The organism is Bradyrhizobium sp. UFLA03-84, assembly GCF_002289535.1.
Classification (GTDB): domain Bacteria; phylum Pseudomonadota; class Alphaproteobacteria; order Rhizobiales; family Xanthobacteraceae; genus Bradyrhizobium; species Bradyrhizobium viridifuturi.
This window is the reverse complement of the sequence record NZ_NSJY01000005.1, coordinates 408,064-433,247: the sequence shown is the minus strand read 5'-3', so window position 1 is coordinate 433,247 and position 25,184 is coordinate 408,064. Positions and strand designations below refer to the sequence as shown.

Below are 25,184 nucleotides of genomic sequence, written 5' to 3'. Positions count from 1 at the left end.
CTGCCGCGACAATTGCAGCACGCCGGCGAGACCGCTTCAACCAGTCTTGCGCGATCGTCGCGTCACGATCCGGTCGGCGCTTTCGATGCGTGGGCCCAGCGAGCGAACAGCGCCACCCGTTCGGCCGGCCAGGCGCCGTCGCACGGCATGGTGCCGGCCTCCAGGCGGGCGAGGATCTGCCGGCTGTGCCGGGCGACGTCCTCCTCCTTCCAGAGGTCGAAGGCGAACAGCATCGAGCTGCGATCCATCGGCCGGAACAGCGGTCGGATGTGCTGCTCGAACTGCACCGCCTCGCCGGGGCCGGGCAGCGCGACGCCGGTTTCGTCCGCGGCCTGGGCATCGCCTGCGATCGCGGCCGGCCGCGCGGCCGGCGTTGCGTTGCAGACCCACCACCAGCGCGGCACCGGCATGTTCGGCGGCGGTGTCGCTCCGGCGCCGGAATTCTCCACCGCGATCCGCGAGCCCCATTCGATATAGGCGACGAAGGCGGCGCGGAATTCCGGGTCGGACGGCAGTCCGGCGTCGTCGGCGCTCTGCACCATGTAGGTGGCCCACAGCGCGCGCTGCTCCGGCCTGATCTCCTTGCCGATGTGCTGCGACACCATCCGCCGATAGCCCCCATAGCGTTCGGTGTAGAAGCGCGGTCCGCCGAACACTTCGCTGAGCCACGCCGCGACCCGCTCGGGATGGTCCGGCGACATCTCGGCGAACAGCGGGCCAAGCAGCGGATCCTCCGGCACGTAGCGGCTGTAGAAGATGCGCGTCATGTCGAGCAGCGCCGGATAGCCGCCGGCCCATTCGAACAGCGTCGGCTCGCGCAAGGGATCGGGGACGGGATCGTGAAATGCGACGTTCCAGTGCATGCCGCTGCAGAACGGCTTGTTCAGCGACGCGCCGCAGCGGCACAGGCTGGCATGTTCCTGCGACGCGCCGGCGTTCCGGGCGATCGGCATCCCGTCCTCATCGACCAGCTCGACATGGCCGGTGACGCGATAGGGCCCGTCCTTCGAAATTTCGATCTGCGGCGGCCGGTTGATGTCGGACAGGTTGGCGTCGCGCTCCGGACCGATGCCGATCCCGAGCGCGCCCGATGGGCATCTGCGCACCGCGTTGATGAGATCATCGAGGCGCGCGCCGCTCGGCGCGATGAACGGCTCCTCGCCGAGATGAAACACCGAGTTGAGCCGGTCGGTGCAGAAGGCTGAATGCGCGCAGGTGCCGCGATTGTCGAACACATAGGCCTGCTGCCCGGCATAGACCTCGCGCTTGTCGGGCACGCGCCGCGGATCCCTGGCGTCGGTGAAGCCGCGCGCGACGTGGCTGTCGTCGCAGAACGGTTTGGTCTGCGATTGTCCGCAGCGGCACAGCCGCACCGGCGCCTCGGCTGCAACCGGCACGCCGAGATGATCGACGATCGCAATGCCGGGCTCGGGTTCGTAGGGCCCGTTGCGTCTGACGATGATGCGCCTGCGCTTGTGTTGCTCGTCATTTGGGCCTTGGTTTGCGCCTTGGGCGGAATTGTTGTCTGTCATGCGTTGCAGTGATCCCTAAGCTCGCCCAACCCGTGCGAAGCGTGCTTAGATGGATCGATGGCGGCTCTCAACGAACCAGATGGAAAGTGCCGCGGGAGAGTTGCGATGATCCGCAAGACCAAGCGCAAATATGGCTGCCCGGTCGAGTTCTCGATCGATCAGCTCAGCGGCAAATGGAAGACCGTGATCCTCAGCCGCCTCAAGGTCCGGCCGATGCGCTATGGCGAATTGCGTCACGACATCCCGCAGCTCAGCGACAAGGTGTTGACCGAACGGCTGCGCGATCTCTGCAACTCAGGCTTCGTCAAGCAGGAGCGCGGCGGCGGCTCCTCGCGCTACTGCCTGACCAAGCGCGGCGAGATGCTGAAGCCGATGCTGCAGGCGCTCTACGATTGGGGCGAGGCCAACGCCGACACGTTCGGCGTGCGCTTCGCGAGCGCGGAGGTGGAGTAGGGCAAGATGAGATTGGGTTGCGGCCGCAGGGCGAGGGACACTTCGCGCAATTTCTGAATATTAGAATTATGCCCCTGAGTTGCCCGACGTGTCAAGGCGGTTGGTCGAGCGCGGCCGTGGCCGGCTGCTTTGCATGGGGTTGTTTTCGATATTTTGACCGCGCCCCTGCGATGGTTCCCCAACTTTCATAGGAACTGGTTTGGAGAACGGATTTTCGGCCGGAACCATCAGCAAGGAAAGCTCGTTGTCGCGGGATGTGTTGGGGGCAATCAACACAAGGAATGCTCATGCGCATCTCTACGGCATCCGTCATCGTTGCGGCGCTCTCGCTTGGAACACCTGCCTGGGCGCAAACGCAGGGAACGCAACCGAACACGCCGCCGCAGGCCCAGTCCGAGCAACCCGCCACGATCAAGACCATACAGGTCGTGGACGTCAAGGAATTGAAGCCCGAAGTCCGCTCGAGGGTCGAGGCTGTCATCGCAAAGGCAAGCGAAGAAGACCTGAAGAACCTGCGGGGTTCCATCGACGCGTCCACGGAAGCGACATCCGCGCTCAAGGCGAAGGGACTGAGCTCGGCACAGGTTGTTGCGGTCAATCTCAGCAACGGCATCCTCACGCTCTTCACCAAGCTGGCGTGAGCGCTGGGATAGCTGAGGAAATTCGGACTCAATGATAAGGGCCCGCCGGCTCAAACCCGGCGGGCCTTTTCATTTTCGTTTCGCCGTCTCTTCCGTGGCGAGGGGATTGTCTCAGCCCACCGCCTTCGCGGCCGCGCGCCCCGCGTTGCGGCCCGAGAACAGGCAGCCGCCGAGGAATGTTCCCTCCAGCGAGCGATAGCCGTGTACGCCGCCGCCGCCGAAGCCGGCGGCTTCGCCTGCCGCATAGAGCCCGCGGATGATCTGGCGATCGTTGCCGAACACGCGTGAATCGAGGTCGGTCTCGAAGCCGCCGAGCGTCTTGCGGGTCAGGATGTTGAGCTTCACCGCGATCAGCGGGCCGTGCTCTGGATCGAGGATCCGGTGCGGCTTCGCGGTGCGGATCAGCCGGTCGCCGATATAGCGACGCGCATTGTGCAGGTTCATCACCTGCGCATCCTTGACATAGGGATTGGTGATCTCGCGGTCGCGCGCCTCGATCTGCGTCCTGATGGCGTCGAGTTGCAACAGGTCGTTGCCGGCGAGCTTGTTCATGGCACCGACGAGGTCGGCGAGGTTGTCGCGCACGATGAAGTCGGCGCCATGCTGCTTGAACGCCTCCACCGGCGCCGGCGCGCCCTTGTTGGTGGCGCGCTTGATCGTCATGCGCCAGCTCTTTCCGGTGAGGTCAGGGTTCTGCTCCGAGCCCGAGAGCGCGAACTCCTTCTTGATGATGCTCTGGGTCAGGATGAACCAGGAATAATCGTAGCCGGTGCCCATGATGTAATGCAGTTGCCCGAGCGTGTCGGAGCCCGGGAACAGCGGTGCCGGCAGCCGTTTGCCCGATGCGTCGAACCACATCGACGATGGCCCCGGAAGAATCCGGATGCCGTGACGCGGCCAGATCGGGTTCCAGTTCTGGATGCCCTCAACATAGTGCCACATGCGGTCGCGGTTGATCAGCCGCCCGCCCGCCTGCTCGGTGATTCCGATCATGCGGCCATCGACATGTTCGGGCACGCCCGAGATCATGAACTTCGGCGGTTCGCCAAGCCGCTTCGGCCAGTTCTGCCGCACCAGGTCATGATTGCCGCCGATGCCGCCGGAGGCGACGATCACTGCCTGCGCGCGCAGGGAGAAATCGCCGACGACTTCGCGCGAGGAACTCTTGCCGCGCTCGACAGAGGTCGGTTCCAGGATCACGCCGCTGACGCCGTCGACGGTGCCGTTGCTGACGTTGAGCGCATCGACGCGATGGCGGAACTTGAACACCAGCCGCCCGCTCTTCGCAGCCTCGCGCGCGCGGCGCTCGAATGGCTCGACGATGCCGGGGCCGGTCCCCCAGGTGACGTGGAAGCGCGGCACCGAATTGCCGTGACCCATTGCGTCGTAGCCGCCGCGCTCGGCCCAGCCGACCACCGGGAAGATGCGGTGGCCCATCGCGCGCAACCAGTCGCGTTTCTCGCCCGCCGCAAACGCGACATAGGCCTCCGCCCATTTGCGCGGCCAGTGATCCTCTTCGCGATCGAAACCCGCGGTGCCCATCCAGTCCTGCAGAGCGAGGTCTGCGGAATCCTTGATGCCGAGCCGGCGCTGTTCCGGCGAATCGACCAGAAATAATCCGCCGAACGACCAGAACGCCTGGCCGCCGATGCTTTGTTCCCCTTCTTGATCGAGCACGATGACGCGCTTGCCGGCGTCGGCGATCTCGGTCGCGGCGACCAGACCGGCAAGTCCGGCGCCGATCACGATCACATCTGCATCGTCAGCCATTTTTGATTTCCCCCGTCCCGCCGCGATTCAAGACCGTGGCGTTGTGCGCGGTCAACGCCAAAAGGACCTTGCCTGTGGCGGCGACGCATCAAATGGTTGCGGCAAGTTGTTCCAGTTTGGGACCTTTCCCTCACGCCACTGCAGCGCGCGCGCAACACCCAATTTGATTTTGTTTTGACCGGCTTCGCTCGTCTGGACAAAAATCCAGTCTCGCAACACGCTCTCGCCGTCTGCATCACAAGACCAACAGATTCGGTTTGGACTGGGGCTGGCCAATGAAGTTGATGACGGGGTTGCTCGCGGCGGTTCTCCTGCTGGCGGGAATGGGGGCGTCACAAGCAGTGGTCAGGATCGCCGATGATCGCGGCGGCAAGATCGGCGTGTATGTCGACAAGTATCAGGACCTGCGCACGTCGGGTGAGACCGTGATCATCGACGGGCTGTGCGCCTCGGCCTGCACCATCGTGCTCGGCAAGGTTCCTCACGACCGGATCTGTGTGACCTCACACGCCAGTCTCGGCTTCCATGCCGCTTGGGATTACGGCGACAACGGCCGCCCGGTCCCCAATCCCGAAGCCACCCATATGCTGTACCTGATGTACCCGCCGGCGGTGCGCAAATGGATCACCGATCGCGGCGGCCTGACCCGGCGCATGATCTTCCTGCAGGGCAAGCAGCTGCAGGCGCTGTACAAGCCGTGCTATCTCAACGCCCAGGCCTTGGCGGCCAAACCCGCGCACTGAACGGCCGATCTCGGCTTGACGTCGTTTCTCGCCATGGCCGGTAACCTGGGGCATGACGGGACAGGCAACGAAAATCGGCTCGCTATCATTTGACGGCCTGCGACCGCCATTGCGCTTGCTGCTCGGGGGAACCCGGCTTATCTCAACCGCATGGTTCAGCCGATCTCCACCCGATCCGAGCTCGTGACGGCTCCGCAGGGCCGGGTGGCGTCCATGATCCTGTGGGGCGCCGCCGGCATCGGCGTATTGGCCTTGCTCGCTGCCGCCGCGCTCTGGTTCCACTACGGGACCGCGGTGTTTTTCGAAATGATCACGGCCGGCATCTCCGCCTGCTTCTGACAAGGACGTCCCCGCATCATGCCCCGGACCACGCGCCCATTGGTGATCTTCGCTGCCTTCGCGGGCAGTCTGGCGGTCGGCCTGTTCCTCATGCTGTGGGCAGTCGGCGGCTTGCGCACCGTCGCCGCGCCGGCGGCGATCGGCGGGCCGTTCCAGCTCACCGACCAGGCCGGACAGACCGTCACCGACAAGAACCTCCAGGGCAAGCCGACGCTGATCTTCTTCGGCTTCACCCATTGCCCGGACATCTGCCCGACCTCGCTGTTCGAGATTTCCGAGGTCCTGAAGGCGATGGGCAAGGACGCCGATCGAGTGAACGCCTATTTCGTCTCGGTCGATCCGGAACGCGACACCGCCACGGCGATGAAGGACTACCTGTCGAGCTTCGATCCGCACCTCAAGGGCCTGACCGGCGATCCCACCGCGATCGCCAAGGTGCTGTCGAGCTATCGCGTCTACGCCAAGAAGGTGCCGCTGAAGGATGGCGACTACACGATGGATCACACCGCGCTGATCTATCTGATGGATCGCGACGGCCATTTTGTCGCGCCGTTCAATCTGAAACGGACGCCGGAAGAGGCGGCTGCCGATCTCAAGCGGTATCTCTGACCGCCATTTCCGGTTCAGAATTAACCTATTCGGCGCTCGCATCGGGCGCCGGATGGTCTATAAGCCGTTCAATTTCCTGATATTGCCGGTTATGCCAAATCAGCCCGCCCAGCCCTTTGCCGTCCGCTCGCGCCAGCTTCGCCTGGCCGCGGCAATGATGGCGGCTGCGGTGCTGGCGATGGCCGGCCCAGCGGTCGCTCAGACGCCTCCCGCATCGGCGCCTCAGGCACCCGCCGCCAAGCCGGCCCCCGCACCGGCCTTGCCTGCAAGGCCCGCGCCTGCACCGGTGGCGCCCGCGACGCCCCCATCGGCTGCCACCCCATCGGCGCCGAACCAGCCGGCCAGGGCGACCGAGGCCGCGCCGCAGGCCGTGCCTGGCTTCTGGGACCCCCGGCGGCGGCCGGATCGGCCGGACCTGTCGCGGCTCACCGTGATCCGCTTCCTGACCGAGACCGACTATCCGCCGTTCAACTTCACCGGCCCCGACGGCAATCCGGCCGGCTTCAACGTCGATCTGGCGCGCGCGCTGTGCGACGAGATCAAGGTCACCTGCACCATCCAGATGCGGCGCTTCGAGACCCTGATCGATGCGCTCGCCACCAACCGGGGCGATGCCATCATCGCCTCGATGGCCGTGACGCCGCAGCTGCGCGCCAAGGTCGATTTCACCGATCCCTATTACCGCGCGCCGGCGCGCTTCGTGTCACGCCGCGACAACGTGATGCCGGAAATCCGCCCGGAATATCTCGAGGGCAAGAAGGTCGGCGTCATCGGTGGCACCTCGCACGAGGCCTACCTCAAGGCGATGTTCACCGACGCCGAGATCCATTCCTATCCGGATAACGACACGCTACGCGCGGCACTGCGCCGCGGCGAGGTCGACTTCATCTTTGGCGATGCGATCTCGCTGGCGTTCTGGATCAACGGCACCGATTCCGCCGAATGCTGCGCGTTTTCGGGCGGCCCCTTCGTCGAGAGCCGCTATTTCGGCGAGGGCGTCGGCATCGCGGTGCGCAAGGGCAACGACCTGCTGCGGCAGTCGCTGAACTGGGCGCTGTTCCGGATCTGGGAAAAAGGCCGCTTCACCGATCTGTGGCTGCGCTATTTCTCGATCAGCCCGTTCTGACGCCCTGCACGATCCGCGTCATTGCGAGCGAAGCGAAGCAATCCATGCCTCACCGCGAGGATAGATGGATTGCTTCGTCGCTTTGCTCCTCGCAATGACAGTTTGGGGAGAGTTGGCCCGAAACTTTGCATTTTGCCGCGAAAGCGTTAGTTTTCGCGGCCTTTTTGGAGAAAGCCTGAAGAATGTCCGTGATTGATCCTGCCGCCAGCCCGAGCGACCTGCGGGCGCTCGCCGAACAATCCAACGCCTGGCCGTTCGAGCAGGCGAAAGCGATTGTGGCGCGGCTGAAGAAAAATCCCAAGGACGAGGTGCTGTTCGAGACCGGCTACGGCCCCTCGGGCCTGCCGCATATCGGCACCTTCGGCGAGGTCGCGCGCACCACCATGGTGCGCCATGCCTTCCGCGTGCTCACCGAGGACAAGATCAAGACGCGGCTGCTCGCCTTCTCCGACGACATGGACGGCCTGCGCAAGGTGCCGGACAACGTGCCGAACAAGGAGCTGCTGCAACAGCATCTCGGCAAGCCGCTGACCAAGGTGCCCGATCCGTTCGGCACCCATCCGAGCTTCGGCCAGCACAACAATGCGCGGCTGCGCGCCTTCCTCGACCAGTTCGGCTTCGACTACGAGTTCGCAAGCTCGACCGAGTACTACACCTCGGGCCGGTTCGACGCCGCGCTGCTGCGCATGCTGGAGCGGATCGAGAAGGTGATGGCGATCATGCTGCCCTCGCTGCGCGAGGAGCGCGCCGCGAGCTACTCGCCGTTCCTGCCGATCTGCCCGCGCACCGGCCTCGTGCTCTACGTGCCGGTGACCGCGCATGACGCCAAGGCCGGCACGATCTCCTATGAAGATCCCGACACCAAGGAGACCGTCACCGTTCCCGTCACCGGCGGCCGCTGCAAGCTGCAATGGAAGCCGGACTGGGCGATGCGCTGGTACGCGCTCGGCGTCGACTATGAAATGGCCGGCAAGGACCTGATCGATTCGGTGAAGCTGTCGGCCAAGATCTGCGCGGCGCTCGGCGGCACGCCGCCGGAAGGCTTCAACTACGAACTGTTCCTCGACGAGAAGGGCCAGAAGATCTCGAAGTCGAAGGGCAATGGCCTGACCATCGACGAATGGCTGCGCTACGCCTCGCCGGAATCGCTGTCGCTGTTCATGTACCGCGAGCCCAAGGCGGCGAAGCGGCTCTATTTCGACGTCATCCCGCGCAATGTCGACGACTACCAGCAGTTCCTCGACGGCTTCACCCGGCAGGAGGCGCGCCAGCAGCTGCAAAATCCGGTCTGGCACATCCATTCCGGCAAGCCGCCGCAGGCCGACATGCCCGTCACCTTCCAGCTGCTGCTGACGCTGGTGTCATCGTCGAACGCGGAGAATGCCGAGACGCTGTGGGGCTTCATCGGCCGCTATCGTCCGGGCGTGACGCCGCAGACCCATCCGAAGCTGGACGCGATGGTCGGCTACGCCATCAACTACTATCGCGACTTCGTGGCGCCGACCAAGCAGTTCCGCGAGCCGACCGACGGCGAACGCGCCGCATTGCAAGACCTGCGCGATGCGCTCGCCAACATGCCGGCGGATGCGACCGCGGAAGACATCCAGAACGTGGTCTACGAAATCGGCCGCCGCGAGCCGTTCCTCGACATGGTCAAGAAGGGCAAGGACGGCCGTCCCGGCGTCTCGCTCGACTGGTTCAACATGCTCTACCAGGTGCTGCTCGGCCAGGAGAAGGGCCCGCGCTTCGGCTCCTTCGTCGCGGTCTACGGCGTGCAGAACGCGGTCAACATGATCGACGGCGCGCTCGCGCGGTCGTCGTAGTTTGCCGCTGTCGTCCCTGCGAAAGCAGGGACCCATAACCACAGGCCGCCGTCGTTAAGGCAAGCTGTGGCACCAGCGCCGCGACATACGATGATCAGTGGTTATGGGTCCCGGCTCAAGGCCGGGACGACGGCGGAAGTTGAGGCGCCTGCAGCGGCTTACTTGCCTTGGTCGTGATTGCGCCGAGGCCGCAAAAACCGGATGGCTGTCCTGCTGCAATTTCAGCCGGGCCGCTGCCGGACTGCGCTACACTCGCTCCACAAAATCAGCACGGCCGCCGTCGAGCGGCCGGCACAGATGGGAGCATGCGCATGCAGTTCAGGGTTTCGCCGACATCGCTGCAGGACAGTTCGAGCGCCGAGGAATGGCAGGCGCGGGTCGATCTCGCGGCGGCGCATCGGCTCGCTTACATCCACGGCTTTTCCGAAGGCATCTTCAACCATCTCACCTTCGTGGTGCCCGGCCGCAGCGACCGCTACTACCAGATCCCGTTCGGCATGCACTGGTCGGAGGTCACCGCGTCGTCCTTCATGGAGGTCGGCATCGACGATGCCGAGGTGAAGCGCGGCGAGGGCGAGGTCGAGCGTTCCTGCTATTGCATCCATGCGCCGATCCACAAGGCGCTGCCGCAGGCCAAGGCGGTGTTCCACACGCATATGCCCTATGCGAGCGCGCTGACGCGGCTCGAGGATCCGCGCATCAAGGAGATCGGCCAGACCGAGGTCGGACTGTCGGAGGCGATCGCCTATGACGATCTCTACACCGGCCCCGCGCTCGATCCCGAGGAAGGCGCGCGGCTCGCCAAGGTAATCGGCAACAAGACCATTTTGTTCATGGCCAATCACGGCATCTCGACCGTCGGCGCGACCGTCGCCGATGCCTATGACCGGCTCTATTACATCGAGCGCGCCGCGCAGGTTCAGATCTACGCGATGTGGACCCAGCAGCCGCTCAAGCAATTGCCGCAGCATGTGGTGGAGAAGACCAAGCGCGATTTCCGCGACGACCACCTCTACAGCGGCCCGAGCCCGGCACAGCGGCACTTCGATGCGCTGAAGCGGATGCTGGACCGCAAGGAGCCGGACTACGCGACGTAAGTTCGCGTCAAACTCCGCTGTCGTCCCGGCGAAAGCCGGGACCCATAACCACAGGATCGGGTTGTTGAAGCGCGCTGTGGCCCCAGCGTGCTCAAGCATAATGAGCGGTGGTTATGGGTCCCGGCCTACGCCGGGACGACGAAGATGGCGACTGAATCGCCGCAGCTACTGGCTCGCCCACACCACGCGCGCGATCCACGCGACTTCCTCGGCATCGAGCATGCGGTCGGGATGCTCCGGATTGAGCGAGGCGAGCTCCAGCACCTTGCCGGTGCGGCGCTTCAGTTCCTTCACCATCACCTCGCCGCCGGTGGTGCGCACCACGACGCGGTCGCCGCGGCGGATCGCGGTCGCCGGCGACACCACGATGATGTCGCCTTCGCGATAGGTCGGCTTCATCGCGTCGCCTTCGATTTCCAGCGCGTAGGCGTGCTCGTCGGTGGTTGTAGGCAGCGCGACTTCGTCCCAGCCCTTGCCGGCGGGAAAGCCTGAGTCGTCGAAATAGCCGCCGACGCCGGCCTGTGCGAAGCCGAGCAACGGCACCGACTGGCCGCCGCGCGGACCGTCGCCGAGCAACTGCACGAAGGTCTCCATGCTGGCATTGCTCGCGGCCAGCGCTTTGGAGAGCGATTCGGTCGACGGCCAGCGCTCGCGCCCGTCGCCGGTGACGCGCTTGGACTTGTTGAAGGTGGTGGGATCGAGACCTGACTGCTTGGCAAGGCCGGACGGCGACAGGCCGGCGCGTTCGGCGAGCCGGTCGAGCGCGGCCCAGACCTGCGCGTGAGTCAGCGGGCGGGCGGCTTTGGGCTGTTTGGCCATCGAGGATACCCCGGATGGTAGGAATTATTACCTGAAACCCGGCGTTTTCGCAAATCCGCCGTGCGGTGTGTCCCGGCGCCGCTTGAGTTGCGCCGCCGCCGCCGATACGGTCCCTCGCTCGCCAGTTGGCGTCTGGGGCATTTCCCCTCAAATCCGGATAAAACCCCAAGAGACTCAAGGACAAAAGGGAAGGCCGGGCCGTGCCCATGATCTATAAAATCACCCCCGCTTCGGCCTGGCGCGAGGCCGAGCGGCAGGGCGTCTACCGGGGCAGTCCGGACGACAATCGCGACGGCTTCATCCATTTTTCCACCGCCTCCCAGGTGGCCGAGACCGCGCGTAAGCACTACCACGGGCAAACCGGCCTGTTCCTGGTTGCGGTCGATGCTGAAGCACTGGGCGATACCCTGCGCTGGGAGCGGTCGCGCAATGACGAGCTGTTTCCGCATCTCTACGGCGAACTCGATCTCGGCGCGGTGGTCGAAATCCTCAACCTGCGCGCGCGCTCCGACGGCGGCCACGACGTTCCGGAGCTGAAGCCGTGATCCGTGCCTTCGACGCCTTCTCGCTGCCGCTGCTGCGCTGGTTCGATCCCGAGGACGCCCATCGCATGGCGATCCAGGGCCTGAAGCTACTGCCGCCGATCCGGCTGCGGCCGGATGATCCCAAGCTCGCGGTGCGTGCCTTCGGGCTGAACTTTCCAAACCCGATCGGCATGGCGGCGGGCTTCGACAAGAGCGCCGAGGTGCCCGACGCGCTGCTGCGGCTCGGGTTCGGCTTTGTCGAGATCGGCTCGGTGACGCCGAAGCCGCAGGCCGGCAATCCGCGACCGCGGCTGTTTCGGCTGGAGCGCGACGAGGCCGTCATCAACCGCATGGGCTTCAACAATGACGGCGCGGAAGCCGTGCTGCGGCGGCTCGCCGCGCGCGCCGGCGGTGGCGGCATCGTCGGGGTCAATGTCGGGGCCAACAAGGATTCGGAGGACCGCACTGCCGACTATGTGAAGCTGATCGAGACCTTCGCCCCGGTCGCGAGCTATTTCACCGTCAACGTCTCCTCGCCGAATACGCCGGGCCTGCGCAATCTGCAGCAATCGGCGGCGCTCGATGATCTGCTGGCGCGGGTGATCGATACCCGCGAGCGCGTGCGCAAGAACGCCGGCGATTCGCCGGTGCTGCTGAAGATCGCGCCGGATCTGAGCCTTACCGAGCTCGACGACGTCGTGCACATCGCGCGCTCGCGGCGCGTCGACGGCATGATCGTCGCCAACACCACGCTGGCGCGGCCGTCGACCTTGCGCGAGGAGAACCGGGCCAAGGAACAGGGCGGCCTGTCGGGCCGCCCGCTGTTCCGCCTCTCGACGCGGATGGTGGCCGAGACCTATGTTCGCGTCGAAGGCGCGTTTCCGCTGATCGGCGTCGGCGGCATCGATAGCGGCGGTGCCGCGCTGACCAAGATCCGTGCCGGGGCCAGCCTGATCCAGCTGTATTCCTCGCTGGTCTACAAGGGCATCGGCCTGGTCGAGGACATCAAGCGCGATCTGTCCTCGACCCTGCTGCGGACGGGGCGCGACTCGTTGTCGGAAATCGTCGGCGCCGATGCCGCGACGATCACGGCCGAGGATTGGCCGGTGCGGTAGCGAACGTCTTCCGCAGCATCGCCGGATAGCGCAGGCCTTGCAGGCCGCCGCGCGCGACGTAGAAGCCGAGCAGCGCAATCCACAGGCCGGTGTTGCCGTATCCGCTCAGCACCCACCAGGTGGCGAGGAAGATCGCGAGCGAGGCCAGCATCAGATTGCGCATCTCGCGCGCCCAGGTCGCGCCGACATAGATGCCGTCGAAGCCGAAGGCGAACACGCCGGGAAGCGGCGCCAGGATCACGAACAGCAGGAAGTCGCGCGCATAGCGGCGCACGTCGTCGCTGGTCGTCATCAGATTGATCAGCGCCGGTCCGAACAGCGCGAACAGCACCGAGACCACGAGCGCAAAGCCGACGCCCCACAGCAGCACCAGTCGGGTCGAATCGGCGAAGCCGCGTCCGTCGCGCGCGCCGTATGCGCGGCCGCACAGCTGCTGGGCCGCGTTGGCGAGGCCGTCGAGGAAGAAGGCGCTCACCAAGAGGAAGTTGTTCAGCACCGAATTCGCTGCCAGCGTGACGTCGCCCTCGCGCGCGCCCTTGGCGGTGAAGAACAGGAACACGGCGATCAGCGCCGCGGTGCGGACCATGATGTCGCGGTTGACGGCGAGCATGCGCATCAGCTTGGCGCGATCGAACAGCGTGGCCGCGGGAACGGCGAAGCCGCCTTGCGAGATCCGCCACGCCACGACGATGCCGACGACGAAACCGGCGGTCTCGGCGAGCACGGCGGCGATCGCGGCACCGGCAATGCCGGCGCCATAGGCCTGCACCAGCAGCACGGTCGCGATCATGTTGATGATGTTGATCACGATCTGCAGCGCCAGCGCCAGATTGGCGCGTGCCTGGCCGACCAGCCAGCCCAGGATGACGTAGTTGGCGAGCGCCAGCGGCGCCGACCAGATCCGGATCATGAAATAGGTTTTCGCCGCGCGCGTGACGCCTTCGCTGCCGCCCATCAGCTGGAACGTGATTGCGGCCAGCGGCACCTGCAGCGCGATCAGCGCCGCCCCGATCAGGCCGGCGACGATGAAACCGCGCACCAGGATCGCGGCATATTCCTGCGGCTCGCCGGCGCCTTGTGCCTGCGCGGTGAAGGCCAGCGTGCTCATGCGCAGGAAGGCGAACAGCCAGAACAGGCAGTCGAAGATCACCGAGGCCATCGCCACGCCGCCGAGCAGCGCCGCATCGTCGAGGCGGCCGATCGCGGTGGTCGAGACGATGCCGATCAGCGGCGTCGTCAGGTTGGCGACCATCGCGGGGCCGGCGATGGCGAACACCTGGCGGGTGGTGATCTTCTGGTGAACGGGGGCGTGCATGGCTACAATTGTGAGGAATGTACGCTTCTATCGCGTCATCCGTTGCGCGGCCATGCTGGAAATGTCCTCAGAGCAATGCGGTGGCGTGGGGGCTGGGCCACTTACGAAGCAATTGTATCGTCAGAACGCCACGACCATGCCGTCGCTCGCTGCCACATACGGCAGGTCCTCGACGCGGCCGAGCATGTCGTCGCTCATATGCGTCAGGACCACGCGCTTGGCGTTGATCGCGGGCAAATGCGCTTCGAGCGCCTTCAGGCTGAGATGGTTCTTGACCATCTTGTCGTAGGTGTAGGCTTCGGCGATGAAAAGATCGGCATCTTGCGCAGCCGGAATCAGCGCGTCGGTCCACTCGGTGTCGGCGCTATAGCAGACGGTGCGGCCTTCCGCCTCGATGCGATAGGCGAGGAACGGTCCGCCGGATTCGCCGTGCACGACAGGATACGGCGTCACCGTCACCTCGCCGAAGCTGCATCGTTCCTGCGGGGCGAGCGTGACGACGGACAAATCGAAGCGCTGCTTGGTCCTGGAGGAGTGTTCAAACATCACCTCCATCACCGCAGGCAGTTTCGTTTCGATGCCTTCAGGACCCGCGATCACCAGCGGCCGGGTGCGGCGGGAGAACTGCGCATCGAGCAGGAAGAACGGCAGCCCGGCAAAGTGATCGCCGTGGAAATGCGTGATCAGGATCAGGTCGATCGCGTTGCGATCGATCTCGAGCCGCTTCAGCGCCGGGAGTGAGGACGCGCCGCAGTCGATCAGGAAATTGGCGCTCGCGCCGGTGACATGGAAGCAGGTGTTGAACCGGCCGCCGGAGCCGAATGCATCGCCGCAGCCGACAAATTGCAATTGCATCGGCTGCGGGCTTTCCGTTGGATCACCGGCCGCGCGGCGCGCCGAACAGCCGCGACAACAGCCAGATCGGGATCACGATCACGGCGCCGAGCAGGAAATAGCGCCAGGCCCAGTTGATCGCGTCGAAGCCGAAATCCCAGATGCTCTGGAACAGCCGGCGGATGCTGTAGAGGATGTTCCACGGGTCGAGGCCGATCGCGGCGAGCACGACGCCGACCAGGATCGATAGCAGGATCAGCCGGAATGCCACCGACAGCGGCGAGCCGCCGAGAAAGCGGTACAGGCCGTCACTGTGGCCGGCCGGCAAGTCTCGGATGTTGTCTGGCATCATGATCTCCTGGCGGAATCGCCCGCATTATAGGTCACGGCGGAGCACATGGGAAACCCGTGGAGCGCGATCAATGGCTGCCATGCGGCTTGCCGGTTTAACTTCCTGTCATGGAGATTAACATCCGTTCAAGTGTCTCCAGCCGGTCGGCTTCGCGCGGCGGCTTGTCCCAGCGCAGCCGGCTGATGCGGGGAAAGCGCATCGCGACGCCGGATTTGTGCCGTGGCGAGCGCTGCAAGCCTTCGAACGCGACCTCCAGCACGAGCCCCTGGTCCGGCTCATGCACGACATGCCGCACCGGGCCGAACTTCTCGGTGGTGTTGCGGCGGACGAAGCGGTCGATCTGCAGCAGCTCCTCGTCGGTGAAGCCGAAATAGGCCTTGCCGACCGGCACCAGCTCGTCGCCGGCATCGCCGCGGGTCCAGACCCCGAACGTGTAGTCGGAATAATAGGACGAACGCTTGCCGTGGCCGCGCTGGGCATACATCAGCACCGCGTCGATGATGTGCGGATCGCGCTTCCATTTCCACCACGGGCCCTTCGGCCGCCCCGGCAGATAGGGCGCGTCGCGCCGCTTCAGCATCACGCCTTCGACCGCGTCGGCATCGTCGCCGGCGCCGGCGCTCTTGGGATCGGCGCGCGCGGCGGCGAGTTCTTGCCAGCTCGCGAACGGGACGGTCGGCGACAGGTCGATGCGCGGATCGCCGAGCTTGGCGACGAAGGTTTCGAGATGCGCGCGCCGTTCAGTGAACGGCAGCTCGCGCAGATCGCTCTCGTCGTCGCCGAGCAGGTCGTAGGCGCGCAGGTGGATCGGGAATTCCTTGATCAGCTTCGGCGAGACGACTTTGCGGTTCAGCCGCTGCTGCAGCACGTTGAAGGTCTGCACGCGACCGTCGCGCAGCACCAGCAATTCGCCGTCGATCGCGCCGGGCAGATGCAGCGACGGCACGAGGTCGGGGAAGCTGCCGGTGATGTCCTCGCCGGTGCGCGAATAGAGCCGCGTCTGGACGTGACCGTGCGCGTCGCGGCCGGCGACGGCCTGCACGCGGATGCCGTCCCACTTCCATTCCGCGCTGAAATCGGCGGCGTCGAGATTGGCGAAGTCGCTATCCTCGATCGCATGCGCCAGCATCACCGGTCGGAACGGCGTCGGATCGCTGTTGACCGGCTTGTCGCCACGGCCTTCGAGCCAGGCGAACAGGTCGAGATATGGCGGTGACAGCCCGGGCCACATCAGCTCGATCTCGTGCGGGTCTTTATCGCCGAGTGCGGCCGCGGCGGTCTTCGCCAGCCGCGCCGAGATCCCGATCCGCATCGCGCCGGTGACGAGTTTCAGGAGCGCCCAGCGTCCGGTCTCGTCGAGCTCGTCCAGCCAGCGCGCCAGCTGCGCGGGCAGCTCCGCCTTGCCGAGCGTGCGCAACGTGGTGACGACATCGGTCAGGCTGGGAGGAGGCGGGTTGTTATGGCCCGGCAATTCAGCCTTCGGCCACATCAGCGCGACGGTTTCCGAGAGATCGCCGACGTAGTCATAGGAATAGCCGAACAGCACGGGGTCGGCACGTTCGGTGATCAGATCGCGGATCAAGCCCGGTTTGGCGTGCTTGAACGACAATGCGCCGGTCAGCGCCGCCAGCGCGTAGCCGCGGTCGGGGTCCTCGGTCTCGCGGAAATAACCGACCAGCAGCCTGATCTTGTTGTTGCGGCCGGGTTCGTAGGCGAGCCGGTCGAGCAATTCGGCAAAACGGTTCATGGCTTCCTGGTCTCGCCGACGGGCTGTGCCTCGCCATCGGGTTGGGCTTCGCCGGTGACTGCCGCGGTCTCGCCTTCATCCTCGTCGCCATAGCCGACCAGATCGAGCGGCCGCGCGGCAAGGCCCTTGCTCTTGCACCAATGCACCAGCGCGTCTTCCTGGCCGTGCGTGACCCAGATATCGCCGGCGCCGGTCGCGGCGATCGTCGCCGTCAGCCCGTCCCAGTCGGCATGATCCGAGATCACCAGCGGCAGCTCGACGCCGCCCTGCCGCGCCCGGGCGCGCACGCGCATCCAGCCTGACGCAAAGGCGGTGACCGGATCGGGAAAGCGCCGGGTCCAGACATCCGATGTCGCGCTCGGCGGCGCCAGCGTGATGGTGCCGGCAAGCTCGGCCTTCTTCATGCCGCGCGCGGGCCTGAGCTCGCCGAGCGGAATGCCGCGCTCCTGGTAATAGTAAGTGATCTTCTCCATCGCACCATGCAGATAGATCGGCGCGTCGTAGCCGGCCTCGCGCAGCAGCGCGATCACGCGCTGCGCCTTGCCGAGCGAATAGGCGCCGACCAGGTGCGCTCGCTCCGGAAACAGCTTCACCGATGCCAGCAGCTTGTTCACTTCACCCGCGGCATCGCCATGGCGGAACACCGGCAGACCAAAGGTCGCCTCCGTGATGAAGACGTCGCAGGGCACCAGCTCGAATGGTGCGCAGGTCGGGTCGCGCGCATCCTTGTAATCGCCGGAGGCGACGATGCGCCTGCTCTTGCAGGTGACGGAGATCTGGGCGGAACCGAGCACGTGCCCGGCGGGGTGAAACGTCACCGTGACGTCGCCGAGCCTGATCTCCTCGCCATAGGCGACCGCCTGCACCGAGCCGGCGAAATTCTCGCCATAGCGCAGCCGCATCATGTCGAGCGTTTCCTGGGTCGCGAGAACCGCGCCGTGGCCGGGGCGTGCATGGTCGGAATGGCCGTGCGTGATCAGGGCCCGCTCGACCGGCCTGACTGGATCGATGTGGAAGCCGCCGGGCTTGCAGCAAAGCCCGGCCGGAACGGGCATCAGGATGTCTTGCGGGCGCATGCCGGACATATAGGCATCAATTCCGCGATATCTAATTGCCATGCGCGGGCTTGACCGGCGCATCCATCTCCGGAAAAAGTCCGTGCTTTCCGGATGGCCAGACTAGGCCAAGATTGGTTCCTTAAGCGAATGGCCCCGCGCCTGTTTCTGTCCTCCGGCGACCTCGTTGCCGACCGCCGCTACGAGTTCGCGCGCGACCTGCAATTGAAGGGCGATCTGCCGGCTGCCGCCGAGCTGCTCGAACAGGCGATCGAGCTGGTGCCGAAATTCCCGTCGGCCTGGTACACGCTGGGCAAGATCCGCCTCGAGCTCGGGCAGCGCGAGGCCGCGATCGCAGCGTTCCGCGCCGCGCGCGACGCCGATCCCGACGACCGCCACGGCGCCGGCCTGCATTTGATGCAGCTCGGCGTCGAGGCCGTCGGTTCGATGCCGCCGGGCTATGTCCAGACGCTGTTCGATCAATATGCGCCGCGCTTCGAGGCGGCGCTGGTCGGCGATCTCGGCTATCGTGGTCCGGCGCTGCTGTTCAAGGCGGTGCTGTCGGTACGCGCGTCGGCGAAGAAGCCGGCCTTCTTCAAGCGCGCGATCGATCTCGGCTGCGGCACCGGGCTCGCGGCCGGCGCGTTCGCGCAGCATGTCGATCGCTTCATCGGCATCGATTTGTCGCCGCGCATGATCGACAAGGCGCGCGCCACGGGACTTTATGCCGAGCTCGAGGTCGACGACATGCTGCAGGGGATTTCGGGTAAGCTGGACGCCAGCGCCGAATTGATCCTCGCCGCGGATGCGATGGTCTATGTCGCCGACCTCGCGCCTGTGCTCGCCGAGGCCGCGCGCGTGCTGGTGCCGGGCGGCGTGGTCGCGATTACGACCGAGACCCATGACGGCGAGGGCGTCATCCTCGGTGAGGGGCTGCGCTACGCCCACAGCGCGGCCTATGTGCGCGCGTCGGTGGCCGCCGCGGGGCTGACGCTGGCCCTGCTCGACGATCTCTCGGCGCGCAATGAAGACAACATTCCGGCGCCCGGGCTGGTCGCGGTGGCCATCAAGCCGTGACGTCCTTACCCTCTCCCCTTGTGGGAGAGGATGGCTTCGATGCTGCAGCATCGAGGTGAGGGGTCTCTATCCGAGGACGCAGACCCCTCATCCGGCGCGGACGTTGTCCGCGCCACCTTCTCCCGGAGAAGGGAGAAAGTGCGCGCATCGCTCCCCAACTTGAGTCTACACGCTACGCATTTGCCGTGACGCGGCATTGCGCCACACAGCCGTGACTTCGCGCTTGCCCGGCGCAAGGCGGAATGCGAGAGCTTTGCGCCTCAGGGAGAGACACAATGAAAAAACATACTCGGCGCGAATTCGGCGCCACCGCATTATCCGTTATCGCAGCGTCCGTGCTGCCCGCGCCGTTCGTCCGGGCCGCCGACAAGAAGTACGATCCGGGCGCGAGCGACACCGAGATCAAGCTCGGCCAGACCGTGCCGCATTCCGGCCCCGGCTCGCTCTATGGCGTGCTCGGCCGCGTCGGCGAAGCCTATTTCCAGATGCTGAACGAGAAGGGCGGCATCAATGGCCGCAAGGTGAAATTCCTCACCATGGACGACGCCTACAGCGCGCCGAAATGCGTCGAGGCGACGCGCCGCCTAGTCGAGCAGGAGGAGGTGCTAGCGCTCTATGGTTCGCTCGGCACCGCGCCGCAGACCTCCGTGCACAAATATCTCAATTCCAAGGGCGTGCCGCAGTTGCTGCTCAACACTGGCGCCTCCAAGTGGAACGACCCGAAGAACTTCAAATGGACCATGGCGGGCCTGCCGCTCTATCCGACTGAAGCGCGTATCCTCGCCAAGCACGTCGTCAGCGTGAAGCCGAATGCCAAGATCGGCATCCTCTACCAGAACGACGATTTCGGCCGCGACTTCCTGGGGCCGTTCAAGAAGGTGCTGGCCGATGCCGGCGGCAAGGCACAGGTGATCATGGAGCAGACCTACGATCTCACCGATCCGACGGTCGATTCCCAGCTGATCAATCTCTCGAAGTCGGGCGCCGACGTGTTCTACAACATCACGACAGGCAAGGCGACGTCGCAGTCGATCCGCAAGGTCGCCGAGCTCGGCTGGAAGCCGCTGCAGCTGTTGTCGGCGGGCTCGACCGGCCGCTCGATCCTGAGCGCCGCGGGGCTGGAGAACGCCAAGGACATCGTCGCGATCCGCTACAACAAGGAAGTCGGCGTGCCGCGCTACGAGAAGGACGCCGACGTGGTCGCGTTCGAGGAGCTGCGCAAGAAGTACCTGCCGAACATCGATCCCGACAACACCATCGCTTTCGCCGGCTACGGCCAGGCGGTGACGATGGGCGAAATCCTGCGCCGCTGCGGCGATGACCTGACCCGCGCCAACGTGCTGAAGCACGCCACCACGCTGGCCGGTTTCCACTCGCCCTATTTCCTCGACGGCATCAATTACAGCTACACGCCCGACGACTACACACCGATGAAGACGCTCTACGTCTCGATCTTCAACGGCAAGGATTGGGACCTCTCCGGCGAGCCGATGACGGAGTAGGGCGTCTTTCTTCTCCCTCTCCCCGTTCTTACGGGGAGAGGGTTGGGGTGAGGGGCTCTCTCCGCCAGGCGGTGTGTGCCGTGAGACCTGTGCCCCCTCACCCGGATCGCATCTGCCGATGCGATCCGACCTCTCCCCGCAAGCGGGGCGAGGTGAAGTGACTTCCTGCCACCTGCCGCCATTTCCGTCCCGCCCTCGACGAAACCGCCTGAACCACCTACCTCTTGGGCGTGTCGACGCTCGATCTCTTTTCCGTCCCGCCGTCGGAAACGGCCGATCTCTTGCCGCGCCGGTTTCGCGACTGGTTCGCCTCACGCGGCTGGTCGCCGCGCGAGCATCAGCTCGCGTTGCTGGAAAAAGCGCGCGAGGAGCGTTCCGCGCTGCTGATCGCGCCCACGGGTGCGGGCAAGACGCTGGCCGGGTTCTTGCCGACGCTGGTGGAGTTGGCGAACGAGCCGGGTGGGATCAAGTCGCAGCGGCAGACGAGCGAAGGAGCTGTCGAAGTCGATTCAAGGCCAAAAGTCGTCTCCACCGGCCGCTCGGTCCGCCGCAGCAGCGGCCTCCACACGCTCTACATCTCGCCGCTCAAGGCGCTCGCCGTCGACATCGCGCGCAATCTGGAGACGCCGGTCGCCGAGATGGGGCTGCCGATCCGGATCGAGACCCGCACCGGCGACACGCCGGTGTCGCGGCGGCAACGGCAGCGTCGCTATCCGCCGGACATCCTGCTGACGACGCCGGAACAACTGGCGCTGTTGCTGTCCTCCGACGACGCGCCGTTCCTGTTCTCCTCGCTGAAGCGCATCGTGCTCGACGAGCTGCATGCGCTGGTCACCTCGAAGCGCGGCGATCTGCTGTCGCTCGGGCTGGCGCGGCTCTGGACCATCGCGCCACAGGCGCGCGCCATCGGCCTCTCGGCGACGGTGGCCGAGCCGGAGCAACTGGCGCGCTTCCTGGTGCCGCAGCCGGGCGGCGAGAACGCATCCGCCGACGTCGTCACCGCCGGCGGCGCCGCGCCGCCGGTGGTCGAGATGCTCGATACGCGCGAACGGCTGCCGTGGTCCGGCCACAGTGCCCGCCACGCGTTGCCCGAGGTCTATGAGTTGATCAAGCGCAACAAGACCACGCTGGTGTTCGTCAACACCCGCAGCCAGGCCGAGATGCTGTTCCAGGATCTGTGGCGGATGAACGACGACGGGCTCGCGATCGCGCTGCATCACGGCTCGCTCGACGTCGCGCAGCGCCGTAAGGTCGAGGACGCGATGGCCGCGGGCCGGCTGCGCGGCGTGGTCTGCACCTCCTCGCTCGACCTCGGCGTCGACTGGGGCGATGTCGACCTCGTCATCAATATCGGCGCGCCCAAGGGATCATCGCGACTGATGCAACGGATCGGCCGCGCCAACCACCGCTTCGACGAGGCTTCGCGCGCCGTCCTGGTGCCGGCCAACCGGTTCGAGGTGCTGGAATGCCGTGTCGCGATCGATGCGATCGCCGAGAATGCGCAGGACACGCCGCCGCTGCGCTCGGGCGCGCTCGATGTGCTGGCCCAGCACGTGCTCGGTTGTGCCTGCGGCAAACCGTTCCTGTCGGATGAGCTCTACGATGAGGTCAGGACCGCGGCGCCCTATGCAGCGCTGTCACGCACCGATTTCGACGACGTGGTCGATTTCGTCGCCACCGGCGGCTACGCGCTGAAGACCTATGAGCGCTTCGCGCGCATCAAGCAGGACAAGCAGGGCCGCTGGCGCGTCACCAATCCCAAGGTGCGGCAGAGCTACCGCCTCAATGTCGGCACCATCGTCGAGGAGACCATGCTGAAGGTGCGGCTGGTGCGTTCGCGCGCCGGCGGTCACGGATCAACCGGCGCGATCGCGCGCGGCGGCCGGATGCTGGGCGAGATCGAGGAGGTGTTCATCGAGGGCCTGGTGCCCGGCGATACGTTTGTCTTTGGCGGTGAGGTGGTGCGCTATGAGGCCTTGGTTGAAGACCAAGTCTACGTCTCCCGCGCCAACGACAAAGATGCAAAGGTGCCGTCCTATATGGGTGGCAAGTTCCCGCTCTCGACCTATCTGGCCGAACGGGTTCGCAAGCTGCTCGAAAACAGCCGCGCCTGGAACGCGCTGCCGGACCAGGTGCACGACTGGCTGTCATTGCAGCGGAAGTTCTCCCGCGTGCCGGCGGTGCGCGAGCTCCTGGTCGAGACCTTTCCGCGCGGCGGCAGCCATTATCTGGTCTGCTATCCCTTCGAGGGGCGGCTCGCGCACCAGACGCTCGGCATGCTGCTGACGCGCCGGCTGGAGCGCGCCCGCGCCCGTCCGCTCGGCTTCGTCGCAAACGAATACGCGCTCGCGGTCTGGGGCGTCGGCGATCTCTCCTTCATGGTCCGGCACGGCAAGCTCGATCTCAACGCGCTGTTCGATCCCGACATGCTCGGCGACGACCTCGAAGCGTGGCTTGCGGAATCCGCGCTGATGAAGCGCACCTTCCGCAACTGCGCCATCATCTCCGGCCTGATCGCGCGCCGCTTCACCGACGAGGAGAAGTCGCGCCGCCAGGTGCTGTTCTCGACCGACCTGATCTACGACGTGCTGCGCAAGCATCAGGCCGACCACGTGCTGCTGCGCGCCGCGCGCAACGATGCCGCCACGGGATTGCTCGATCTGCGCCGTCTCAGCGACATGCTTTCGCGTATCCACGGCCGGATCACCCACAAGGATCTCGACCACGTTTCCCCGCTTGCCGTCCCCGCGCTGCTGGAAATCGGCCGCGAGTCAGTTTATGGCGAAGCATCCGACGAGCTTCTGGCCGAGGCGGCCGAGGAACTCGTGCGGGAGGCTATGACCTAACGCTGATATTGTGGGGAACAAGACGTGACGGCAAGCGCGCTAGCTTTGCGAGACGGTGACGACATGCGCGTTGCGAGAGTCACGGTGGCGGATGTCGGCTTCGTGGCGGATTTTTCCGGCGCGCTGTTCTGGGAAGAGCAGCGCCTGCTCGTGGTGTCCGACCTGCATCTGGAAAAGGGCTCGAGCTTTGCCGCCCGCGGCGTGCTGCTGCCGCCTTACGACACGGTGGCGACGCTGAGCCGGCTTGCCGCCGTGATCGCGCGGCACGATCCGCGGCAGGTGGTCGCGCTCGGCGACAGCTTCCACGATCGCGACGCGCATGCGCGGCTATCGGAACCGGATCGTGCGGCGCTCGCGGCGCTGCAAATGCGGCGAAACTGGATCTGGATCGCGGGCAACCACGATCCGGCGCTGCCGTCCAGTCTCGGCGGCGTGGTCGCGACCGAAGTTGCGATCGGCCCGATCGTGTTCCGCCACGAGCCGACCGGCGCGAGCGGTGAGATCGCCGGGCACCTGCATCCCAAGGCGCGGGTGCCGACCCGCGGCCGCTCGATCGAGCGGCGCTGTTTTGCCAGTGACGGCGAGCGCGCGGTGATGCCGGCGTTCGGCGCCTACACCGGCGGCCTCAGTGTCCGCGACGCCGCGTTCGCCCGGATATTCGGGTCGCGCGGCTTCATGGCCCACGTGCTCGGCGACAACCGCGTCCACGCGTTCGCTGCGTCGCGGTGTTATTGACGGTCGCGACCGGCTCGCTCGAGCCTGCCGTCATTCGTACATCGCACCACATACTCAGCGTCGTCCCGGGCAAGCGCAGCGCGACCCGGGACCCATAATCACAGGGTTTTGTAGTTGAAGAGGGCTGTGGCTCCAGCCTGCCCTCTCACCGCGCCCTGTGGTCATGGGTCCCCTGCTTTCGCAGGGACGACACCGCAATTGCGGCCCGACCTTCGCTACGCCGCCTTCGCCTGCACGCTCTCGCAATATTCCGCGAGCCGATCCGCCAGCCGCAATGTCGCGGGCCTCGCCTCGGGGGCGGCGACGAGGGCGACTTCGGTCCGCTCGATCGGCGCAAAGCCGTCCTTCGCTGTCAGCACGCGATGCTCGGCCTGGATCGACATTTCCGAAAGAATGCTCAAGCCCAGGCCCGCCGCGACCGCAGCCTGGATGCCGGCGAGGCTGGAGGAGGTGTAGGCCATGTGCCAGTTGCGGCCGGCGCTCTCCAGCGCATGGATGGCGTGGGCGCGGTAGAGGCAGCCCGAGCCGAAGCCGATCAGCGGCACCGAGCCGATGGTGGTGTCGCGCGGATGGCTCTTGCTCGTCACCCAGTGCACGCGTTCCGGCCACACCGCGATGCCGCCCCTCTCGCTGGCGGCGCGCTTGATCAGCGCGAGATCGAGATCGCCACGCTCGAGATCGCGGTACAGGTAAAGGCTCTGGCCGGAGCGCACATCGAGGCGCAGATTCGGATGGCTGCGCGAGAAGGTCGCGAGCAATCGCGTCAACCGATAGGCGGCAAAATCCTCGGTGATGCCGATCCGGATCGCGCCTTCGCTGCCCGGACGCGACACCACGTCGCGTGCCTCCTCGGCCAGCGCCAGCAGCCGCCGTGCATAGGTCAGCAGCTGATCGCCGGCTTCCGTCGGGGTGACGTCCTTGCCGCTGCGGATCAGCAGCGGCTGGCCGACATCCTCCTCCAGGCGCTTGATCTGCTGGCTGACCGTCGATTGCGTGCGGTGAACGCGCTCGCCGGCGCGGGTGAAGCCGCCGGCATCGACCACCGAGACGAAACTGCGCAACAGCTCCAGATCGAGCATCGCAGCCTCCATTTATAAATCCACTGGATGGCAGTCTATCATTTAATTTCC

Annotated in this window: 23 protein-coding genes; 14 read left to right on the top strand and 9 right to left on the bottom strand. The window is 65.7% G+C overall.

Annotation, left to right across the window (positions count from 1 at the left end):
* Positions 1–62: 62 nt before the first annotated feature.
* The gene (locus CK489_RS04805; RefSeq protein ID WP_095731473.1) at positions 63–1,532 is read right to left on the bottom strand and encodes a CDGSH iron-sulfur domain-containing protein; all 1,470 of its coding nucleotides are present in this window, start codon (positions 1,530–1,532) and stop codon (positions 63–65) included.
* A gap of 105 nt (positions 1,533–1,637) precedes the next feature.
* Here CK489_RS04805 and CK489_RS04800 point away from each other — a divergent pair, with 105 nt between their 5' ends.
* Positions 1,638–1,985: a winged helix-turn-helix transcriptional regulator gene (locus CK489_RS04800; RefSeq protein WP_050629610.1), complete on the top strand. Its 348-nt coding sequence runs from the start codon at positions 1,638–1,640 to the stop codon at positions 1,983–1,985.
* 281 nt (positions 1,986–2,266) lie between these two features.
* Positions 2,267–2,626: a hypothetical protein gene (locus tag CK489_RS04795; RefSeq protein ID WP_094194082.1), complete on the top strand. Its 360-nt coding sequence runs from the start codon at positions 2,267–2,269 to the stop codon at positions 2,624–2,626.
* A gap of 111 nt (positions 2,627–2,737) precedes the next feature.
* On the opposite strand, the gene CK489_RS04790 is transcribed toward CK489_RS04795, so the two are convergent.
* Positions 2,738–4,396 (bottom strand): FAD-binding dehydrogenase, encoded by a 1,659-nt coding sequence (locus CK489_RS04790; protein WP_095731472.1) that lies wholly within the window; start codon positions 4,394–4,396, stop codon positions 2,738–2,740.
* 275 nt (positions 4,397–4,671) lie between these two features.
* Between CK489_RS04790 and CK489_RS04785 the strand changes: the two genes are divergently transcribed.
* The 6 genes from CK489_RS04785 to CK489_RS04760 all read left to right on the top strand — a co-directional run bounded on the left by CK489_RS04785 (position 4,672) and on the right by CK489_RS04760 (position 10,133).
* The gene (locus CK489_RS04785) at positions 4,672–5,139 is read left to right on the top strand and encodes a hypothetical protein (protein ID WP_050629612.1); all 468 of its coding nucleotides are present in this window, start codon (positions 4,672–4,674) and stop codon (positions 5,137–5,139) included.
* 183 nt (positions 5,140–5,322) lie between these two features.
* Positions 5,323–5,478: a hypothetical protein gene (locus CK489_RS04780; protein ID WP_245350258.1), complete on the top strand. Its 156-nt coding sequence runs from the start codon at positions 5,323–5,325 to the stop codon at positions 5,476–5,478.
* A gap of 18 nt (positions 5,479–5,496) precedes the next feature.
* Positions 5,497–6,087 carry an SCO family protein gene (locus CK489_RS04775; protein ID WP_050629614.1) on the top strand — a complete coding sequence of 197 codons (591 nt, stop codon included), beginning with the start codon at positions 5,497–5,499 and terminating at the stop codon, positions 6,085–6,087.
* Positions 6,088–6,178: 91 nt separating this feature from the next.
* Positions 6,179–7,213 (top strand): ABC transporter substrate-binding protein, encoded by a 1,035-nt coding sequence (locus tag CK489_RS04770; RefSeq protein WP_095731912.1) that lies wholly within the window; start codon positions 6,179–6,181, stop codon positions 7,211–7,213.
* A 182-nt stretch (positions 7,214–7,395) separates the two neighbouring features.
* Entirely contained in the window at positions 7,396–9,036 is a 1,641-nt protein-coding gene (locus tag CK489_RS04765; RefSeq protein WP_095731471.1) for a lysine--tRNA ligase, read from the top strand.
* A 311-nt stretch (positions 9,037–9,347) separates the two neighbouring features.
* Positions 9,348–10,133 (top strand): class II aldolase/adducin family protein, encoded by a 786-nt coding sequence (locus CK489_RS04760; protein ID WP_245350257.1) that lies wholly within the window; start codon positions 9,348–9,350, stop codon positions 10,131–10,133.
* A 165-nt stretch (positions 10,134–10,298) separates the two neighbouring features.
* On the opposite strand, the gene CK489_RS04755 is transcribed toward CK489_RS04760, so the two are convergent.
* A complete protein-coding gene (locus tag CK489_RS04755) occupies positions 10,299–10,952 on the bottom strand; it encodes a S24 family peptidase (RefSeq protein WP_050632001.1) in 654 nt (217 codons plus the stop codon).
* Positions 10,953–11,152: 200 nt separating this feature from the next.
* Between CK489_RS04755 and CK489_RS04750 the strand changes: the two genes are divergently transcribed.
* Positions 11,153–11,497 (top strand): DUF952 domain-containing protein, encoded by a 345-nt coding sequence (locus CK489_RS04750; RefSeq protein ID WP_198960831.1) that lies wholly within the window; start codon positions 11,153–11,155, stop codon positions 11,495–11,497.
* Positions 11,494–12,591 carry a quinone-dependent dihydroorotate dehydrogenase gene (locus CK489_RS04745; protein WP_095731468.1) on the top strand — a complete coding sequence of 366 codons (1,098 nt, stop codon included), beginning with the start codon at positions 11,494–11,496 and terminating at the stop codon, positions 12,589–12,591. Before CK489_RS04750 ends, CK489_RS04745 begins: the two co-directional genes overlap by 4 nt.
* On the opposite strand, the gene CK489_RS04740 is transcribed toward CK489_RS04745, so the two are convergent.
* From CK489_RS04740 to CK489_RS04720, 5 genes are all read right to left on the bottom strand, one after another.
* Complete coding sequence (locus CK489_RS04740; protein WP_050632004.1) at positions 12,563–13,906, bottom strand: MATE family efflux transporter; 1,344 nt, start codon at positions 13,904–13,906, stop codon at positions 12,563–12,565. The genes CK489_RS04745 and CK489_RS04740 overlap by 29 nt on opposite strands.
* Positions 13,907–14,026: 120 nt before the next feature.
* Positions 14,027–14,761, bottom strand: coding sequence for an MBL fold metallo-hydrolase (locus tag CK489_RS04735; protein ID WP_050632005.1), 735 nt, complete (start codon positions 14,759–14,761; stop codon positions 14,027–14,029).
* A 22-nt stretch (positions 14,762–14,783) separates the two neighbouring features.
* Positions 14,784–15,089 (bottom strand): DUF6460 domain-containing protein, encoded by a 306-nt coding sequence (locus tag CK489_RS04730; RefSeq protein ID WP_050632008.1) that lies wholly within the window; start codon positions 15,087–15,089, stop codon positions 14,784–14,786.
* A 97-nt stretch (positions 15,090–15,186) separates the two neighbouring features.
* Positions 15,187–16,839 (bottom strand): cisplatin damage response ATP-dependent DNA ligase, encoded by a 1,653-nt coding sequence (locus CK489_RS04725; RefSeq protein ID WP_095731467.1) that lies wholly within the window; start codon positions 16,837–16,839, stop codon positions 15,187–15,189.
* Positions 16,836–17,915, bottom strand: a complete 1,080-nt coding sequence (locus CK489_RS04720) for a ligase-associated DNA damage response exonuclease (protein ID WP_095731911.1) — start codon at positions 17,913–17,915, stop codon at positions 16,836–16,838. Before CK489_RS04720 ends, CK489_RS04725 begins: the two co-directional genes overlap by 4 nt.
* Positions 17,916–18,044: 129 nt before the next feature.
* On the opposite strand from CK489_RS04720, the gene CK489_RS04715 reads away from it, so the two are divergent.
* The 4 genes from CK489_RS04715 (at position 18,045) to pdeM (ending at position 24,054) form a co-directional block, all read left to right on the top strand.
* Positions 18,045–18,971 carry a methyltransferase domain-containing protein gene (locus tag CK489_RS04715; protein WP_095731466.1) on the top strand — a complete coding sequence of 309 codons (927 nt, stop codon included), beginning with the start codon at positions 18,045–18,047 and terminating at the stop codon, positions 18,969–18,971.
* A gap of 275 nt (positions 18,972–19,246) precedes the next feature.
* Entirely contained in the window at positions 19,247–20,473 is a 1,227-nt protein-coding gene (locus CK489_RS04710) for an ABC transporter substrate-binding protein (RefSeq protein WP_095731465.1), read from the top strand.
* 230 nt (positions 20,474–20,703) lie between these two features.
* Complete coding sequence (locus CK489_RS04705; RefSeq protein WP_095731910.1) at positions 20,704–23,319, top strand: ligase-associated DNA damage response DEXH box helicase; 2,616 nt, start codon at positions 20,704–20,706, stop codon at positions 23,317–23,319.
* 63 nt (positions 23,320–23,382) lie between these two features.
* A complete protein-coding gene (gene pdeM / locus CK489_RS04700) occupies positions 23,383–24,054 on the top strand; it encodes a ligase-associated DNA damage response endonuclease PdeM (protein ID WP_198960830.1) in 672 nt (223 codons plus the stop codon).
* A gap of 215 nt (positions 24,055–24,269) precedes the next feature.
* Here pdeM and CK489_RS04695 read toward each other — a convergent pair whose 3' ends face one another.
* Positions 24,270–25,133 (bottom strand): LysR family transcriptional regulator, encoded by an 864-nt coding sequence (locus CK489_RS04695; protein ID WP_095731909.1) that lies wholly within the window; start codon positions 25,131–25,133, stop codon positions 24,270–24,272.
* Positions 25,134–25,184 lie beyond the last annotated feature (51 nt).

What these genes read in the sequence shown, in the direction of transcription:
- CK489_RS04805 (WP_095731473.1), bottom strand. Translation starts at nt 1,532, where the DNA reads ATGACAGACAACAATTCCGCCCAAGGCGCAAACCAAGGCCCAAATGAC.
- CK489_RS04800 (WP_050629610.1), top strand. Translation starts at nt 1,638, where the DNA reads ATGATCCGCAAGACCAAGCGCAAATATGGCTGCCCGGTCGAGTTCTCG.
- CK489_RS04795 (WP_094194082.1), top strand. Translation starts at nt 2,267, where the DNA reads ATGCTCATGCGCATCTCTACGGCATCCGTCATCGTTGCGGCGCTCTCG.
- CK489_RS04790 (WP_095731472.1), bottom strand. Translation starts at nt 4,396, where the DNA reads ATGGCTGACGATGCAGATGTGATCGTGATCGGCGCCGGACTTGCCGGT.
- CK489_RS04785 (WP_050629612.1), top strand. Translation starts at nt 4,672, where the DNA reads ATGAAGTTGATGACGGGGTTGCTCGCGGCGGTTCTCCTGCTGGCGGGA.
- CK489_RS04775 (WP_050629614.1), top strand. Translation starts at nt 5,497, where the DNA reads ATGCCCCGGACCACGCGCCCATTGGTGATCTTCGCTGCCTTCGCGGGC.
- CK489_RS04770 (WP_095731912.1), top strand. Translation starts at nt 6,179, where the DNA reads ATGCCAAATCAGCCCGCCCAGCCCTTTGCCGTCCGCTCGCGCCAGCTT.
- CK489_RS04765 (WP_095731471.1), top strand. Translation starts at nt 7,396, where the DNA reads ATGTCCGTGATTGATCCTGCCGCCAGCCCGAGCGACCTGCGGGCGCTC.
- CK489_RS04760 (WP_245350257.1), top strand. Translation starts at nt 9,348, where the DNA reads ATGCAGTTCAGGGTTTCGCCGACATCGCTGCAGGACAGTTCGAGCGCC.
- CK489_RS04755 (WP_050632001.1), bottom strand. Translation starts at nt 10,952, where the DNA reads ATGGCCAAACAGCCCAAAGCCGCCCGCCCGCTGACTCACGCGCAGGTC.
- CK489_RS04740 (WP_050632004.1), bottom strand. Translation starts at nt 13,906, where the DNA reads ATGCACGCCCCCGTTCACCAGAAGATCACCACCCGCCAGGTGTTCGCC.
- CK489_RS04735 (WP_050632005.1), bottom strand. Translation starts at nt 14,761, where the DNA reads ATGCAATTGCAATTTGTCGGCTGCGGCGATGCATTCGGCTCCGGCGGC.
- CK489_RS04730 (WP_050632008.1), bottom strand. Translation starts at nt 15,089, where the DNA reads ATGCCAGACAACATCCGAGACTTGCCGGCCGGCCACAGTGACGGCCTG.
- CK489_RS04725 (WP_095731467.1), bottom strand. Translation starts at nt 16,839, where the DNA reads ATGAACCGTTTTGCCGAATTGCTCGACCGGCTCGCCTACGAACCCGGC.
- CK489_RS04720 (WP_095731911.1), bottom strand. Translation starts at nt 17,915, where the DNA reads ATGCGCCCGCAAGACATCCTGATGCCCGTTCCGGCCGGGCTTTGCTGC.
- CK489_RS04715 (WP_095731466.1), top strand. Translation starts at nt 18,045, where the DNA reads ATGGCCCCGCGCCTGTTTCTGTCCTCCGGCGACCTCGTTGCCGACCGC.
- CK489_RS04710 (WP_095731465.1), top strand. Translation starts at nt 19,247, where the DNA reads ATGAAAAAACATACTCGGCGCGAATTCGGCGCCACCGCATTATCCGTT.
- pdeM (WP_198960830.1), top strand. Translation starts at nt 23,383, where the DNA reads ATGCGCGTTGCGAGAGTCACGGTGGCGGATGTCGGCTTCGTGGCGGAT.
- CK489_RS04695 (WP_095731909.1), bottom strand. Translation starts at nt 25,133, where the DNA reads ATGCTCGATCTGGAGCTGTTGCGCAGTTTCGTCTCGGTGGTCGATGCC.